The following is a 16,560-nucleotide window of genomic DNA, read 5'->3' as shown; positions in this document are numbered from 1 at the left end:
ATTGATCCCATGTGGGAGCGAGCCTGCTCGCGAATGCGGGGTGTCATTCCCCGTTGTTGTCCGCTGACACAATGCTTTCGCGAGCAGGCTCGCTCCCGCAGGGTTTTGTGTGGGTGTCATGGTGATTGGCGGGCAAATGCCTTTAAACTGCGCCCCATGATTAAAGATCCCTTTGCAAGACTTGGCCTGGACCGTGAAGTCCTGACCGTCAGCCAGCTCAACGGCCGCGCGCGGGTGTTGCTTGAAGACGTGTTCAGCAACATCTGGGTCGAAGGCGAAATCTCCAACCTCGCACGCCCGGCGTCCGGCCACGTCTACTTCACCCTCAAGGACAGCGGCGCGCAGGTGCGTTGCGCGTTGTTCCGGCAGAACGCCGCCCGCGTGCGCCAAGCGCTGAAGGACGGTCTGGCGGTCAAGGTGCGGGGCAAGGTTTCGCTGTTCGAAGGCCGTGGCGACTATCAGCTGATCCTCGACACCGTTGAGCCGGCCGGTGACGGCGCGCTGCGTCTGGCCTTCGATGCGCTGAAGGAAAAGCTCAGCGCCGAAGGCCTGTTCAGTGCCGAACGCAAAGTGCCGCTGCCCGCGCATCCACAGCGCATCGGCATCATCAGCTCGCCGACCGGCGCGGTAATTCGCGACATCATCAGCGTATTCCGCCGCCGTGCGCCGCAGGTGCAACTGACCCTGATTCCGACCGCCGTACAGGGCCGCGAGGCCACCGCGCAAATCGTCCGCGCGCTGAAAATGGCCGATGCCCGTGGCTTTGACGCGCTGATCCTCGCCCGTGGCGGCGGCTCGCTGGAAGACCTCTGGTGCTTCAACGAGGAAGCGGTGGCGCGCGCGGTCGATGCCTGTGTCACACCGATAGTCAGCGCCGTCGGCCATGAAACCGATGTTTCGATCAGCGATTTTGTCGCCGACGTCCGCGCACCGACGCCCTCGGCCGCCGCCGAACTGCTCGCTCCGGATTCCAGCCATCTGATCCGTCAGGTCGAGAGCCTGCACCGGCGTCTGGTGATGCGCATGCGTGACCGCTTGATGCGTGATCGCCTGCGTCTGGAAGGCATGGCCCGACGGTTGCGGCATCCCGGCGAACGTCTGCGTCAGCAGGCTCAGCGTCTGGATGATCTGGACATGCGCATGCGCCGGGCCTTCGAACGCCATCTCAATACCCGCCGCGAACGCCTGATCCGTCTGGAAACCCGTCTCGCCGGGCAACATCCGGGACGCCAACTGGCGATGCTTCGCCAGCGCCTCGACAGCCTCGCCGAGCGCCTGCCCCGGGCCATGCGCGATGCTCTGAGACAGCGTCGGCAGCAATTGCACAGTCAGATGCAGACCCTGCACGTGGTCAGCCCGTTGGCGACTCTCGGCCGGGGTTACAGCATCCTGCTCGACGAGCGTGGCCACGCGATCCGCAACGCTGCGCAGACCCACACCGGCCAGCGCCTGAAAGCCAAACTCGGCGAAGGCGAACTGCAAGTGCGCGTCGAGGACAATCACCTGACGCCCGTCACCCTCTCTTTACTGGACTGATCCATGCCGCGTTTTCTCGCTCCGCTGCTGTTGCTCTGCCTGACCTTCAACGCCCACGCTGACAGTTACATCACCCGGCTGTTGAACAAACCGGTGCCGGGCGGCGTCGCCGTGGTGAATCTGGGCACTGCCGCGCAGGCGCCGAAAGCTACTTATCAGGGCAAACCGGTGCTGGTGGTCAAGGAGCAGAACAACTGGCTGGCGATCGTCGGCGTGCCGCTAACGGTCAAGCCTGGCGCGCAGCAGATCAGCAGTGGCGGGCGCAATCTGCCCTTCACCGTGGGGAGCAAGAAATATCCGGAACAGCACATCACCCTGAAGAACAAACAGCAGGTCAATCCGAACGCCGACAACCTCAAGCGCATTGAAGGCGAACTGGCGGAACAGATCGCGGCTTACCGCAGTTTCAGCCCGAACACGCCGAGCAATCTGCTGCTGGACAAACCGGTCAACGGGCCGCTGTCGAGCAAGTTTGGCGTGCGTCGTTTCTTCAATGGCGAAGAACGTAATCCTCATGCCGGTCTCGATTTCGCAGTGCCCGCGGGCACGCCGATCAAGACCCCGGCGGCGGGCAAGGTGATTCTGATCGGCAATTACTTCTTCAACGGCAACACGGTGTTCGTTGACCATGGCCAGGGCTTTATCAGCATGTTCTGCCATATGTCGAAGATCGACGTGAAGAACGGCCAGCAACTGGCCCGTGGCGCGGTGGTCGGCAAAGTCGGTGCGACTGGCCGGGCAACCGGGCCGCATATGCACTGGAACGTCAGCCTGAACGATGCGCGGGTGGATCCGGCGATTTTCATTGGTGCTTTTCAACCTTAAACAAATTCAACAGGGCTGATGGCCTCTTCGCGAGCAAGCTCGCTCCCACAGGGATTTGTTTATGAATGCAATCCAATGTGGGAGCGAGCTTGCTCGCGAAGGCGGCCTATCCAACCTACAAATACCGCTGGCACCCGACCGCTCTCAATTGCGCCTCAATCTACCCTCACGCAAACATCAACAACATGTACTGACTTAAGCACAATAAAATCGCGCAAAATCCCGCTTTCCGGGTATTCCTCTCAATTTTTTCCGACTGCTTGCCATCCTTTCCCCTCGCGGTTAGGGTTGAAGCCATGAAAACCTCTCACACCCTCATTCAGCTTCGCCAGCACCGCAGCCTGTGCCTCGTCAGCGCACGACTGCCAGGCTGAATCGCTGCGCCTCGTCCCACGCTTTTCCAAGAACATTCGTTCAACCGGCAGGCCGCCTCTTTTCGGCCCAGACAACAAGGAATTTCCCGATGAGCATGCTCAAAGACCCGTCTTCGAAATACCGCGCGTTTCCCGTCATCAACCTGCCGGATCGCACTTGGCCGTCGAAGACCATCGATGCCGCGCCGATCTGGTGCAGCTCCGACCTGCGTGACGGCAACCAGTCGCTGATCGAGCCAATGGACGCGGCGAAGAAGCTGCGCTTCTGGAAAACCCTGGTGCAAGTCGGTGTGAAGGAAATCGAAGCATCGTTCCCCGCCGCGTCGCAAACCGACTTCGACTTCGTGCGCACGCTGATCGAAGAAGGCCACATCCCCGACGACACCACCATTCAGGTACTGACCCAAGGCCGTGAAGACCTGATCGAGCGCACCTTCGAATCCCTGCGCGGGGCGAAGAAAGCCATCGTTCACCTGTACAACGCCACCTCGCCTTCTTTCCGTCGCATCGTCTTCAACCAGGACAAGGACGGCATCAAGGCCATCGCGGTCAACGCTGCCAAGCTGTTCGTCAAATACGCAGCCATGCAGCCGGAAACCGAGTGGACCTTCGAATACTCGCCGGAAACCTTCAGCGCTACCGAGCTGGAATTCGCCAAGGAAGTCTGCGACGCCGTGATCGAGGTGTGGAACCCGACGCCTGAGCACAAGATGATCCTCAACCTGCCGGCCACGGTTGAATGCGCGACGCCGAACGTTTACGCCGACCAGATCGAGTGGTTCGGCCGCAACATCAACCGCCGTGACAGCGTGATCATCAGTCTGCACACCCATAACGACCGTGGCACTGGCGTCGCGGCTACAGAGCTGGGCCTGATGGCCGGCGCCGATCGCGTCGAAGGCTGCCTGTTCGGCAACGGCGAGCGCACCGGTAACGTTGACCTCGTCACCGTCGCGCTGAACATGTACACCCAGGGCGTCGACCCTGAGCTGGACTTCTCCGACATCGACGGCGTGCGCAAAGTCGTCGAAGAGTGCAACCAGATCCAGGTGCACCCGCGTCATCCGTACGTTGGCGACCTGGTGCACACCGCGTTCTCCGGCTCGCACCAGGATGCGATCCGCAAGGGCTTCGCCCAGCAGAAACCGGACACCCTGTGGGAAGTGCCGTACCTGCCGATCGACCCGGCCGACATTGGTCGCAGCTACGAGGCGGTGATCCGCGTCAACAGCCAGTCGGGCAAGGGCGGCATCGCTTACTTGCTGGAGCAGGAATACGGCATCAGCCTGCCGCGTCGCATGCAGATCGAGTTCAGCCAGGTCGTACAGCGTGAGACCGATCGCCTGGGCCTGGAGATGACCGCCAAGCAGATTCACTCGCTGTTGATCAGCGAATACCTGCAGGCCAACACTCCGTATGCGCTGGTCAGCCATCGTTTGCAGGAAGAGAACGGCAACAGCGCCGTCGAAGTCGAGGTGGCAAGCAAAGGTCAGGGCGAAACCAACCTGCACTGGCGCGGCAAGGGCAACGGCGCGCTGGAAGCCCTGGTCGCCGGCCTGCCGATTCCGGTGGAAATCATGGACTACAACGAACACGCAATCGGCGCGGGCACCAATGCCAAAGCAGCGGCCTACATCGAACTGCGGGTGAACGGTGAACGTGCGGTGCACGGCGTGGGTATCGATGAAAACATCACCACGGCGAGTTTCAAGGCACTGTTCAGCGCGCTGAACCGCTCGCTGAGCCAGCCAGAGGCGAAGGCGGCGTAATCGACCGCTGAAATGCGAAAGGCCCCGGAGTGTGAGCTCCGGGGCCTTTTTTTGTAGATCAAAGGATGCGATCGTTCCCATGCTCCGCGTGGGAATGCCTCAAGGGACGCTCCGCGTCCAGTGAAGCGGAGCGTCACGGGCTGCATTCCCACGCAGAGCGTGGGAATGATCGGCTGCGTTAGGTGAACTCGAAAGTGTCGGCATCCAGGTTCGCCGGAAAGCGCTCGCGATACGCCGCCAACGGCGCCGCTTCCACAATCACCTTGAACACGCCATCCGCCTCCCCCGCCGCCAGCAACGTCTCGCCCTGGAAATCCAGCACCTGACTGTCGCCGGTATAGGCGAAGCCTTTGCCATCGCTGCCCACCCGATTTACCGCTGCCACGTAGCAGAGATTTTCAATCGCTCGTGCCGGCAGCAGGCGGTTCCAGTGCAGACGCCGTGCGCCCGGCCAGTTCGCGGTATACAGCAGCAAATCGGTGTCCTGCGCATCGCGGCTCCACACCGGGAAGCGCAGGTCGTAGCAGATCAGCGGACGAATCCGCCAACCCTTGAGCTCGAACTGCACCTGCCGCTCGCCGGGCGTGTAATGGTTGTGCTCGCCGGCCATACGAAACAGGTGACGCTTGTCGTAATGCAGCACTTCGCCGTCGGGCCGCGCCCAGAGCAAGCGGTTGCGATGGCTGCCGTCGGCCGCCTGAATGATCACGCTGCCAGTGATGACCGCATCGAACTTGGCCGCCTGCGCCCGCAGCCATTTGCTGGTCGGGCCGTTTTCGGCTTCAGCGAGGGTTTCCGACTCCATGGAAAAACCGGTGGTGAACATCTCCGGCAGGATGATCAGATCGGCGCCCCGGGCCTGCTCCAGCAGCAGCTCGAAATGCTCGAGGTTGGCCCGGCGGTCGTGCCAGGCCAGGCTGGTCTGGATCAGCGCCAGGGTCAGGTCTGGCAATGCACTCAGATCACGCATAGTTTCGCCGCCGCTTCACGCAGCGTCTCCTCGCGTTTGGCAAAGCACAGGCGTATCAGGCGCTGGCCCTGCGGTGGATTCTGGTAGAACACCGACACCGGAATGCTCGCGACACCGTGCTCGCGAGTCATCCACATGGCCATGTCGACATCGTTCAGATCCGGACGGATCTGCGAATAATCGACCAATTGGAAATAGGTGCCGGTGACTCGGGTAAAACTGAAGCGCGACGGCGCGAGCAGATCGCAGAACAGATCGCGCTTGGCCTGATAGAAACCCGGCAGCTCTTCAACGTGCTCCGGGTGCTCGGCCATGTAATCGGCCAGCGCGTATTGCAGCGGTGTGACGCCACAGAAACTGACGTACTGATGCACCTTGCGCAATTCGGCCGTCAGCGCTGGCGGAGCGACGACATAGCCGGTTTTCCAGCCGGTGACGTGGTACGTCTTGCCGAACGAGCTGACCACGAACGCGCGCTGATACAGCTCTTCATGGGCCAGCACGCTGACATGCGGCACGCCGTCGAAGACCAAGTGCTCGTAGACTTCGTCGCTGATCAGATAGATGTCGCGATCGCGGATCAATGCCGCCAGTTGCTCGAGCTCGTCGCGGCTGATCAACGCGCCGCTAGGGTTGTGCGGGGTGTTGATGACGATCATTTTCGTGCGCGGACTGAGGGCCGCTGCGAGTTGATCGAAATCGATGGAGAAATCGTCCGGATTCAGTTGCACATGCACGCAACGACCACCCGCCAGCTCCGTTGCCGGTGCGTAGCTGTCGTAGCACGGATCGAAGACGATGACTTCATCGCCGCTGTGAATCACTGCCTGAATCGCGCAGAAGATCGCCTGGGTCGCGCCGGGCGTTACCGTCACTTCATGATCGGCATCAACAGTCACGCCGTAGCTGCGGGCGATCTTGGCCGCGATCTGCTGACGCAACGCCGGCAATCCGATCATCGGTGAATACTGGTTATGGCCACTGGCGATATGCCGCCCGACCGCATCACGCAACGACTGCGGGCCGTCGAAATCCGGGAAACCCTGGGACAGGTTGATCGCGCCGGTCTGCGCCGCGAGCTGAGACATCTGCGTGAAAATAGTGATGCCGACATTCGGCAGCTTGCTGGTGATCATCGGGGGTTCTCTGCTCAACACCCGGCTCTGACGACGGCGCGGGAGAGCCCGAGGATAGCCCATCCGGCGCCCATAAAAAAAGGGCGCCAAACGGCGCCCTTCTTTGATTCAACAATGACCGATCGTTCCCATGCTCTGCGTGGGAATGCCGCCACGGACGCTCTGCGTCCCTCGTTTTGTGACGCGGAGCGTCACGGGATGCATTCCCACGCGGAGCGTGGGAACGATCAATCCTGTGGCGAGGGGATTTATCCCCGTTCCGGCTGCGAAGCAGTCGCAAACCCGTTGAATGCGGTTTGACTGATACACCGCGGACACAGGTTTTGGGGCTGCTGCGCAGCCCATCGGGGATAAATCCCCTCGCCACAAAAGCCCCACACAAAATTGTGCAGGGCCTCGGATCACTTCTTGTCGCGGCGCTTCTTGCTGGCTTTCTTGTTGTGCGACATCAAGCGACGCTTCTTGTTGACCTGGCGGTCGGTCAGCGTGTTCTTGTTGCCTTCGTACGGGTTCTCGCCGCCCTTGAACTCGATGCGGATCGGCGTACCGACCAGCTTGAGTACACGACGGTAAGTGTTTTCCAGATAGCGCACATACGACTTCGGCACTTTCTCGATCTGGTTACCGTGGATCACGATGATCGGCGGGTTCGCACCACCCAAGTGAGCGTAACGCAGCTTGATCCGGCGGTTGTTAACCATCGGTGGCGCGTGCTCGCCCACCGCATCTTCCAGAATCTGGGTGAGACGGTTGGTCGGCCAGCGGGTAACCGCGGACTTGAACGAGTTCTGCACCGAGGCGTAGAGGTTGCCCACGCCCGTGCCGTGCAGGGCCGAGATGAAGTGAATGTCGGCGTAGTCGACGAAGAACAGCCGGCGTTGCAGCTCGACTTTGACGAAGTCGCGCTCGCTCGGCGTCATGCCGTCCCACTTGTTGATCGCGATGACCAGCGCACGACCGGATTCGATCGCGAAGCCCAGCAGGTTCAGGTCGTGATCGACCACACCCTCGCGGGCGTCCATCACGAAGATCACCACGTTGGCGTCTTTGATCGCCTGCAGGGTTTTGACCACGGAGAATTTTTCGACTTCTTCGTGGATCTTGCCGCGCTTGCGCACACCGGCAGTGTCGATCAGCGTGTACTTCTCTTCATTGCGCTCGAACGGAATGTAGATGCTGTCGCGGGTGGTGCCCGGCTGGTCATACACGATGACCCGATCTTCACCGAGCATGCGGTTGACCAGGGTCGACTTGCCGACGTTCGGACGACCGATGATGGCGATCTTGATCCCGTCTTTTTCGCTCGGACCAGGAATGCGCTTGGCTTCCTCGCCTTCGGCAACGACTTCTTCCTCTTCACCTTCAGCCGGCTCGTCATCATCGCGCGGGAATTCGCTCAGAGCGGCTTCCAGCAATTGCGTGATGCCACGGCCGTGGGCGCCGGCGATCGGGATCGCGTGGCCCATGCCCAGCGGGGCGAATTCGGCGCGGGCCATTTCCGGGTCGATGTTGTCGACCTTGTTGGCGACCACGTGGGAACGCTTGTTACGTTTGCGCAAATGCTCGGCGATCATCTGGTCGGCAGCGGTAAAACCGGCCTTGGCATCTACCAGAAACAGCACCACATCGGCTTCTTCGATGGCCAGCAGCGACTGCTCGGCCATTTTTTCGTCCATACCATGTTCGTCACCGGAGATACCGCCGGTGTCGATCAGAATGTAGGAACGCCCTTGCCACTTGGCCTCACCGTACTGGCGATCACGGGTCAGACCGGACAGGTCGCCGACGATGGCGTCACGAGTCCTGGTCAGGCGGTTGAACAAGGTGGACTTGCCGACGTTCGGTCGGCCCACCAAGGCGATTACGGGAACCATGCGGCTCTCCACTTCGTTATTTCAGAAAATACAAAAGCCGCTGCGAGGCAGCGGCTGGTGCTCGGGGCAACACCCGGGGGCGCTGCAAACCCTGCTGATGCAGGGCCGCTTGGGGATGAACCCCAAGCATAGTTGTTACTTGATGGTCAGGGCTTCCAGTTTGCCGCTGTTGCCATACACATAAATCGTGTCGCCCACCACCAGCGGACGGGCACGCAGGCCGTCGCTGTCGATGCGCTCACGGCCGACGAAACGACCGTCGACCTGACTCAGCAGATGCAGATAACCTTCCAGATCACCCACAGCTACGTAGCTGGAGAACACTTCCGGTGCCGACAGTTGACGGCGAGCCAGCGAGTCGTTGCTCCACAGTGCGGTGGTGGAACGCTCGTCGACGCCTTCAACGGTGCCCGAAGACAGGCTCACGTAGACGCTGCCGAAACCTTGAGCGATACCGGCATAGCTCGACGCATCGCGCTGCCACAGTTGACGACCGCTTTCCAGGTCCAGTGCCGCAACGCGACCCTGATAGCTGGCCACGTACAGCGTACCGCCGGACAGCAGCAGACCGCCGTCGATGTCGACCACGCGCTCCAGTTCCGAACGACCTTGTGGAATGGCGATGCGTTGTTCCCACACCGGCACGCCGTTGGAGATGTCCAGCGCGACCACTTTACCGGTCGACAGGCCAGCTACGGCCAGACGGTTGGTCACCAGCGGAGCACTGGTGCCACGCAGGGTCAGGACCGCCGGGGTGCTGTCATACACCCAGCGCTGGTTGCCGGTGGCAGCGTCCAGACCGATCAGACGATCGTCCTGGGTCTGCACCACTACCACGTCGCCATTGTTGGCCGGCGGCGCGAGGACTTCACTGTTGACGCGGGCACGCCACTTCTCTTCACCGTTGCTGGTGTCCAGAGCGACGACTTCGCCACGCAGGGTACCGATCAGTACCAGACCGTAACCCACGCCAACGGCGCCGGAGACAGGCAGTTCCAGATCCTGGTCCCACTTCACGTCGCCATTGCTGCGATCCATGGCCATTACGACACCGGTAACATCGGCGGCATAGATGGTGTCACCGTCGATCGCCGGCACCAGCATGTTGTAGGTTTCGCCCTGACCGTCACCGATCGAGCGGCTCCACTGCTTCTGCAGAACGACTTCTTCTTTGAAGTCGGTCAGTTCGGCCGGTGGCAATTCTTTCTTGCTGTTGCTGCTGCAACCCGCGGCCAGAAGGGCCAGAGCCAGCAATGCTGCATGCTTCCAACGGATCACGTCACGCATCCCCTTTGGCCAGGTCGTCGAGCTTGATTTGAAGGCCACCGACCGCCGCTTCATCCGACAGTGCCGCCTTGGCTTTTTGATACGCCTTGTTCGCGTCATCGGTACGGCCCAAGCGCACCAGCAGGTCGCCCTTGAGTTCTTCGCGAGTGGCCAGGAACGCTTTGTCGGCATCGCCGTCGAGCAGTTTCAGGGCGTCTTCGGCCTTGTCCTGCGCGCCCAGCACCTGCGCCAGACGCTGACGGGCGATTTCGCCCAGCGCCGGGTTGGCCGGTTTGTCGACGATGGCTTTGAGTTCGGTCGCCGCGTCGTCCAGCTTGCCGCTGTCGACCGCTACTTTGGCGACGAACAGGCTGCCGTACTGCGCGTAGGCCGAACCGCCGTATTCGCTGTTGAGCTTGCCGGCCAGGTCCGCAACGCGGGCGGCATCAGGCTTGCCGTCAGGCGTCAGCGTGGTTTCCAGCAATTGCTGATAGAGCACCGAGGCGCCTTGCGACTGGTTGCTCTGATATTTGTGCCAGGCCTGCCAGCCGAACACGATGACCAGCGCCAACAGGCCGCCGGTGACCAGAGGTTTGCCGTTGCGTGTCCACCAGTCCTTCAAATCCGCCAACTGTTCGTCTTCGGTACTCGACACCCCAATACTCCTTAATCGCTAAATCGGCTGTTAAGACAGCTTCAACCCTGCACGACGCAGGTGGCCAGGTGAGCGGCGAGCGCATCCCAGGCAATGCTTTGTTGTTCGCCCTGGCCACGCAGGGGTTTGAAACCTACCACTTGCTGGGCCATTTCGTCGTCACCGAGGATCAATGCGTACAGCGCACCGCTCTTGTCGGCCTTCTTGAACTGGCTTTTGAAACTGCCGGCGCCGGCATTGACTTGCAGGCGCAGGTTTGGAAGTTCATCGCGAACCCGTTCGGCCAGGGCCAGACCGGCCAGCTCGGCTTCTTCACCGAAGGCGCAGAGGTAGACGTCGACCTGACGGGAAATTTCCTGCGGGATCTGCTCAAGGGTTTCGAGCATCAATACCAGACGCTCGATGCCCATGGCGAAACCGACGCCCGGGGTTGGCTTGCCGCCCATCTGCTCGACCAGACCGTCGTAACGGCCGCCCGCGCACACGGTGCCCTGGGCGCCGAGCTTGTCGGTGACCCATTCGAAAACGGTTTTGCTGTAGTAATCGAGGCCACGCACCAGTTTCGGATTGAGCACGTAAGGAATGCCAACGGCATCCAGACGCGCCTTCAGGCCTTCGAAGTGAGCGCGGGACTCGTCGTCGAGGTAATCGGCCATTTTCGGCGCATCGACCAGCACGGCCTGGGTGTCGGCATTTTTCGTGTCGAGCACGCGCAGCGGGTTGGTTTTCAGACGACGCTGGCTGTCCTCGTCGAGCTTGTCGTGGTGCGCCGAGAGGTACTCGACCAGCGCTTCACGATAGCGACTACGGGATTCGCTGGTGCCGAGGCTGTTGAGTTCGAGCTTGACCGCATCACGGATGCCCAGCTCGCCCCACAGGCGCCAGGTCATGATGATCAGCTCGGCGTCGATGTCCGGACCATCGAGGTTGAACACCTCCAGACCGATCTGGTGGAACTGGCGATAACGGCCTTTCTGCGGACGCTCGTGGCGGAACATCGGGCCGATGTACCAGAGTTTCTGCACCTGACCACCGCCGGTGATGCCGTGTTCGAGCACTGCGCGCACGCAGGCCGCAGTGCCTTCCGGACGCAGGGTCAGGGAATCACCGTTGCGGTCTTCGAAGGTGTACATCTCTTTTTCGACGATATCGGTGACTTCGCCGATCGAGCGCTTGAACAGCTCGGTGAACTCGACGATCGGCATGCGGATCTGCTTGTAACCATAGTTATCCAGCAGACGCGCCACGGTGCCTTCGAAATAACGCCACAGCGGGGTCTGTTCGGGCAGGATGTCGTTCATGCCACGAATGGCTTGCAGAGACTTGCTCACAAAATTTCCTTAATTCGTTCGATCAGCCGCGCGCGATAACGGCAGCGTCAGCTTCGACCTTTTCGGCCGCTTTCTGGCGGATCAGCTTTTCCAGCTCGTCCACCAGATTGTCATTCGTCAGCTTCTGCGACGGCTTGCCGTCGATGTAAATCAGGTTGGGCGTGCCGCCGGTCAAGCCGATATGGGCTTCCTTGGCTTCGCCGGGGCCGTTGACCACGCAACCGATGACCGCGACATGCAGCGGCACCAGCAGGTCTTCAAGGCGCCCTTCCAGCTCGTTCATGGTCTTGACCACATCGAAGTTCTGCCGCGAGCAGCTCGGGCAGGCGATGAAGTTGATGCCACGGGAACGCAGATGCAAAGACTTGAGAATGTCGTAACCGACCTTCACTTCCTCGACCGGGTCGGCCGCCAGCGAGATGCGGATAGTATCGCCAATCCCTTCGGCGAGCAGCATACCTAGGCCCACGGCGGATTTCACCGTGCCCGAACGCAAACCGCCAGCTTCAGTGATGCCGAGGTGCAGCGGCTGGACGATTTCTTTCGCCAGCAAACGGTACGCTTCGACGGCCATGAACACGTCGGAGGCCTTAACGCTGACCTTGAAGTCCTGGAAATTCAAGCGTTCAAGATGTTCAACGTGGCGCAAAGCGGACTCGACCAGCGCCGCCGGGGTCGGCTCGCCGTATTTCTTTTGCAGGTCTTTTTCCAGCGAACCGGCATTGACGCCGATGCGGATCGGAATGCCGCGATCACGCGCCGCATCGACCACTGCACGCACACGATCTTCACGACCGATGTTGCCCGGATTGATACGCAGGCAATCCACACCCAGTTCGGCCACGCGCAAGGCGATTTTGTAGTCGAAGTGGATGTCAGCCACCAACGGCACTTTGACCAGTTGCTTGATCTTGCCGAACGCCTCGGCGGCGTCCATGTCCGGCACCGAGACGCGAACGATGTCGACGCCGGCGGCTTCCAGACGATTGATCTGCGCCACGGTCGCGGCAACATCATTGGTATCGCTGTTGGTCATGCTCTGCACAGCGATCGGCGCGTCGCCGCCCACCGGTACGTTGCCGACCCAGATCTTGCGCGATTCGCGACGTTTGATTGGAGATTCGCCGTGCATGACTTATTGACCCAACTTCAGGCGAGCAGTCTCGCCACTGGTGAACGGAGCGATATCGACCGGTTGGCCGTTGTAGCTGACCTGTGCTGCGCGGGCAACGCCCAGACGCACATTGAGCGGCGGTTTGCCGGAAACGCTCACGCTGTCGCCTTTATGCTTCAGACCACTGAAAATCACTTTGCCACGGCCATCGGTCACCTGTGCCCAGCAATCGCCGGTGAACTGCAAGTGCACCTGGCCTTCGCCGACAACCGGAGCAGTTGCTTCAGCGCTTGGCGCTTGAGCAACCGGCGCGGTCGGGGCAGGTGTCGCTGGGACATTCGGCGCTGGAGTGGCCGGAGCCGCCACCACTGGCGCAGGCGTCTGTGCCGGAGCGCTTGGCGCAACTGCCGGCGCAGTTGGCTCGGTAGCTGGGGCAGCAGATTCGGCGCCGGTCGATTCAGCACTGGTTTCCGACTGCGGCAAGGCCAGCGTTGTCGAACTGTCGGCCTGATTTTCGGCGACAGCCTGATCTTCCGGCTCGTCGATCGGGTGGATCTGCGTGGTGCCGTCCGCGCCTTCGACTTCGACGTGTTCCGGCGCGAGGCTGGTCAGATCGCGGGTGCGCTGCGAGGTCTGATCCTGCCACCAGACGAAACCGCCGCCGATGACCGCGATCAGCAGCAACAGGCTGACGATACGCAAAATGGTGTGGGAAACCCGCACCGGCTCTTCGATACGACCGAGGGCGTGAACGTTGCTGCCCTGGGAGTCGGTGCCGGTGGACTGGTCGAACTGCTGAACCAGAACGGTCTGGTCCATGCCGAGCAATTTGGCATAGGCGCGAATGTAACCGCGAGCGAAGGTATGCCCCGGCAGCTTGTCGAAAGCTCCGGCTTCAAGATTGCTCAGGGACGTCACGGTGAGGTTGAGCTTGAGGGCCACTTCGGCCAGCGACCAGCCATTGCTTTCGCGGGCCTGGCGCAGGGTCTCACCGGGATTTACGCGATTCGCTGCTACAACTTCGGGATGCGCCGCTTTCATCATTGCTCCGACAGGTATTGCTGATATTCCGGCGTACCGGGATAGAGTCGTTTTAATTGCAGACCGTAACTGGCTGCCTTGTCGCGATCTTCAAACACTTTAGCCAGCCGAACGCCGAGCAATAGACTACGTGCATTTTGTTCGGTGAGCTGGCTGAAACGGTCGTAATAGTCACGCGCGGGCACATAATGCCTGTCTTCGAAGGACAACTCAGCCATTTCCAGCAATGCGCGCGGTTGTTGGCGGTTCAGGCGCAGCGCCTTTTCCAGCTGTTGCTGGGCCAGATCACGCTGGCCAAGCTTGGCGGCGGTCATGCCGAGGTTTTCGAAGACCCGCGAGCGCTCAGGATACAGGGTATCGGCGGCCGCTTGTTCAAAACGCTCGTAGGCTTCCTTGTAGCGCTGTTCTTCGTAGAGAAAACTGCCGTAGTTGTTGAGGATGCGTGCATCGGTGGGACGTGAGGACAAGGCCTTGCGAAAGTGCTCGTCGGCAAGTGCCGGCTCCATCTCGGCCTGAAACACCAGACCGAGGGCCGCATTGGCGTCAGGGTCGGAACCGTCCAGCTCCAGCGCTTTCTTCAATGGCACCTTGGCGCGCTCGGTCATGCCCTGCTGCAGGTAGCCCAGCCCCAGCTGAACGTAGGCAGCCCGCGCTTCATCGCGGCCCTTGCTGGTCTTCATCGGGTTGTAGTCACCCGACAGGACACAACCAGCACACAGGCTGGCCAACAGCAACAGCAGCGCAAAGCGCAGGGACATAGAGATCCTCTCTTAGTTAGTGTTCGCGGCGTTCTGTGCCAGATCGCTGTCGGCGCTCAACTCGCGCACGGCGATGTAACGTTCGCTGCGACGGGTGCGATCCAGCACCTGCCCTACCAATTGACCACATGCGGCATCGATGTCTTCACCACGGGTGGTGCGCACGGTGACGTTGAAACCGGCCTGATGCAACTGATCCTGGAAGCGGCGGATGGCATTGTTGCTCGGCCGCTCGTACCCGGAGTGCGGGAACGGGTTGAACGGGATCAGGTTGATCTTGCACGGGATATCTTTAAGCAACTCGATCATTTCCACCGCGTGCTCAAGCTTGTCGTTGACGTCCTTGAGCAAGGTGTACTCGATGGTCAGCACACGTTTCTCGCCAAGGGCGGACATGTAGCGCTGGCACGACTCGAGCAGCATCTTAAGCGGATATTTCTTGTTGATCGGCACCAATTGGTTACGCAATGCGTCATTCGGTGCGTGCAGGGACAACGCCAGGGATACGTCGATGTGCTTGGCCAGCTCATCGATCATCGGCACCACGCCCGAGGTGGACAGGGTCACGCGGCGCTTGGAGATCCCGTAGCCGAGGTCATCCATCATCAGATGCATGGCGGCGACGACGTTGTCGAAGTTCAGCAACGGCTCGCCCATGCCCATCATCACCACGTTGGTGATGGCGCGGTCGACGGTGGCCGGGACGCTGCCGAAAGATTTGTTGGCAATCCACACCTGACCGATGACTTCGGCGGCGGTGAGGTTGCTGTTGAAGCCTTGCTTGCCAGTGGAGCAGAAACTGCAATCCAGGGCACAGCCTGCCTGGGACGAAACGCACAGAGTGCCGCGCTTGCCCTGGGGAATGTACACGGTCTCGACGCAGCTGCCGGACGCCACGCGCACCACCCATTTACGGGTGCCGTCGCTGGAGATGTCCTCGCTGACCACTTCCGGACCACGCACTTCAGCAATGGCCTTGAGCTTGTCGCGCAAGGCTTTGCTGACGTTCGTCATGGCGTCGAAATCATCGACGCCAAAGTGGTGAATCCATTTCATTACCTGACCGGCACGGAAACGCTTCTCCCCGATTGAGTCGAAGAATTTTTCCATTTCCGACTGGGTCAGACCCAGCAGGTTTGTTTTAACAGTCGATGTAGTCATGGATTCACCTTCACTCTGCAAGCAATGCTTAGCGAGTGGTTACTTCAGTAGCTGCGAAGAAGTAAGCGATTTCGCGAGCGGCAGCAGCTTCGGAGTCCGAACCGTGAACGGCGTTGGCGTCGATCGATTCAGCGAAGTCAGCACGGATGGTGCCGGCAGCAGCTTCTTTAGGGTTGGTAGCGCCCATCAGCTCACGGTTGCGAGCGATAGCGTTTTCACCTTCCAGAACCTGAACGACAACCGGACCGGAAGTCATGAAAGCAACCAGGTCACCGAAGAAACCGCGCTCGCTGTGCTCAGCGTAGAAGCCTTCGGCTTCGGCTTTGGACAGTTGCTTCAGTTTCGAAGCTACAACGCGCAGGCCAGCGTCTTCGAAGCGAGTGGTGATCTTGCCGATCACGTTTTTAGCAACGGCGTCAGGCTTGATGATGGAGAAAGTACGTTGAACAGCCATGGTGTAACTCCAGAAACGGTAATTTGCGAAAAATTAAACCCGCGAATTATACGCGGGTTCTTGGGTATTGCCTAACCTGCGAGGACGATCAGTCCAATTCTTCAGCCCAGAGCGTCTGGACCGCTTCCAACACCTTCTCGCCAACACGGCCAGAGGTGTTGTCGAAATCCGGCAGCTCTTTGATCCATTGCTGCAGATCGACGAAATTGACAGAAAACGGATCTACGCCCGGCTTGGCCTCAGCCAATTCTTCTGCAATGCGTTGAACATCATTCCAACCGTAGCTCATGACAGTC

15 protein-coding genes are annotated in these 16,560 nt (G+C 60.5%); 3 read left to right on the top strand and 12 right to left on the bottom strand.

The window, feature by feature from the left end; translation table 11 throughout:
- The first annotated feature begins 156 nt into the window (after window positions 1-156).
- The 3 genes from xseA (at window position 157) to leuA (ending at window position 4,504) form a co-directional block, all read left to right on the top strand.
- Window positions 157-1,536 (top strand): exodeoxyribonuclease VII large subunit, encoded by a 1,380-nt coding sequence (xseA, locus tag AAEZ10_RS07845; protein WP_110646203.1) that lies wholly within the window; start codon window positions 157-159, stop codon window positions 1,534-1,536.
- A gap of 3 nt (window positions 1,537-1,539) precedes the next feature.
- Complete coding sequence (locus AAEZ10_RS07840) at window positions 1,540-2,361, top strand: peptidoglycan DD-metalloendopeptidase family protein (protein WP_056790148.1); 822 nt, start codon at window positions 1,540-1,542, stop codon at window positions 2,359-2,361.
- Between the two features lie 463 nt (window positions 2,362-2,824).
- On the top strand, window positions 2,825-4,504 hold the full coding sequence (gene leuA / locus AAEZ10_RS07835) for a 2-isopropylmalate synthase (RefSeq protein WP_016773339.1): 1,680 nt from the start codon (window positions 2,825-2,827) through the stop codon (window positions 4,502-4,504).
- Window positions 4,505-4,682: 178 nt separating this feature from the next.
- On the opposite strand, the gene AAEZ10_RS07830 is transcribed toward leuA, so the two are convergent.
- From AAEZ10_RS07830 to iscX, 12 genes are all read right to left on the bottom strand, one after another.
- On the bottom strand, window positions 4,683-5,474 hold the full coding sequence (locus tag AAEZ10_RS07830) for an amidohydrolase (RefSeq protein WP_073473299.1): 792 nt from the start codon (window positions 5,472-5,474) through the stop codon (window positions 4,683-4,685).
- Complete coding sequence (locus AAEZ10_RS07825; RefSeq protein WP_243242051.1) at window positions 5,462-6,610, bottom strand: pyridoxal phosphate-dependent aminotransferase; 1,149 nt, start codon at window positions 6,608-6,610, stop codon at window positions 5,462-5,464. The genes AAEZ10_RS07830 and AAEZ10_RS07825 overlap by 13 nt, the downstream gene beginning before the upstream one ends.
- 401 nt (window positions 6,611-7,011) lie before the next feature.
- Window positions 7,012-8,484 carry a ribosome biogenesis GTPase Der gene (gene der / locus AAEZ10_RS07820; protein ID WP_024014210.1) on the bottom strand — a complete coding sequence of 491 codons (1,473 nt, stop codon included), beginning with the start codon at window positions 8,482-8,484 and terminating at the stop codon, window positions 7,012-7,014.
- A gap of 135 nt (window positions 8,485-8,619) precedes the next feature.
- Window positions 8,620-9,771 carry an outer membrane protein assembly factor BamB gene (gene bamB, locus AAEZ10_RS07815; RefSeq protein ID WP_051600540.1) on the bottom strand — a complete coding sequence of 384 codons (1,152 nt, stop codon included), beginning with the start codon at window positions 9,769-9,771 and terminating at the stop codon, window positions 8,620-8,622.
- Window positions 9,764-10,405 carry a tetratricopeptide repeat protein gene (locus AAEZ10_RS07810; protein ID WP_056790153.1) on the bottom strand — a complete coding sequence of 214 codons (642 nt, stop codon included), beginning with the start codon at window positions 10,403-10,405 and terminating at the stop codon, window positions 9,764-9,766. The genes bamB and AAEZ10_RS07810 overlap by 8 nt, the downstream gene beginning before the upstream one ends.
- A gap of 41 nt (window positions 10,406-10,446) precedes the next feature.
- Window positions 10,447-11,736, bottom strand: coding sequence for a histidine--tRNA ligase (hisS, locus tag AAEZ10_RS07805; RefSeq protein WP_350568673.1), 1,290 nt, complete (start codon window positions 11,734-11,736; stop codon window positions 10,447-10,449).
- Window positions 11,737-11,758: 22 nt separating this feature from the next.
- Window positions 11,759-12,868: a flavodoxin-dependent (E)-4-hydroxy-3-methylbut-2-enyl-diphosphate synthase gene (gene ispG, locus AAEZ10_RS07800; RefSeq protein ID WP_350568671.1), complete on the bottom strand. Its 1,110-nt coding sequence runs from the start codon at window positions 12,866-12,868 to the stop codon at window positions 11,759-11,761.
- Between the two features lie 3 nt (window positions 12,869-12,871).
- Window positions 12,872-13,891: a RodZ domain-containing protein gene (locus AAEZ10_RS07795; RefSeq protein ID WP_350568669.1), complete on the bottom strand. Its 1,020-nt coding sequence runs from the start codon at window positions 13,889-13,891 to the stop codon at window positions 12,872-12,874.
- Window positions 13,891-14,649: a type IV pilus biogenesis/stability protein PilW gene (pilW, locus tag AAEZ10_RS07790; RefSeq protein WP_073473307.1), complete on the bottom strand. Its 759-nt coding sequence runs from the start codon at window positions 14,647-14,649 to the stop codon at window positions 13,891-13,893. The genes AAEZ10_RS07795 and pilW overlap by 1 nt, the downstream gene beginning before the upstream one ends.
- 12 nt (window positions 14,650-14,661) lie before the next feature.
- Window positions 14,662-15,810, bottom strand: a complete 1,149-nt coding sequence (gene rlmN / locus AAEZ10_RS07785) for a dual-specificity RNA methyltransferase RlmN (RefSeq protein ID WP_350568667.1) — start codon at window positions 15,808-15,810, stop codon at window positions 14,662-14,664.
- 28 nt (window positions 15,811-15,838) lie between these two features.
- Window positions 15,839-16,264 carry a nucleoside-diphosphate kinase gene (gene ndk / locus AAEZ10_RS07780; RefSeq protein ID WP_024014216.1) on the bottom strand — a complete coding sequence of 142 codons (426 nt, stop codon included), beginning with the start codon at window positions 16,262-16,264 and terminating at the stop codon, window positions 15,839-15,841.
- An 88-nt stretch (window positions 16,265-16,352) separates the two neighbouring features.
- Complete coding sequence (gene iscX / locus AAEZ10_RS07775; RefSeq protein ID WP_008084655.1) at window positions 16,353-16,553, bottom strand: Fe-S cluster assembly protein IscX; 201 nt, start codon at window positions 16,551-16,553, stop codon at window positions 16,353-16,355.
- Between the last annotated feature and the right edge of the window lie 7 nt (window positions 16,554-16,560).

It is taken from the genome of Pseudomonas sp. H26/SER47-MNA-CIBAN-0231 (assembly GCF_040310465.1).
GTDB lineage: Bacteria > Pseudomonadota > Gammaproteobacteria > Pseudomonadales > Pseudomonadaceae > Aquipseudomonas > Aquipseudomonas atacamensis.
Note: the sequence above shows the minus strand (reverse complement) of the source record. Positions and strands in the feature narration are given on the sequence as shown.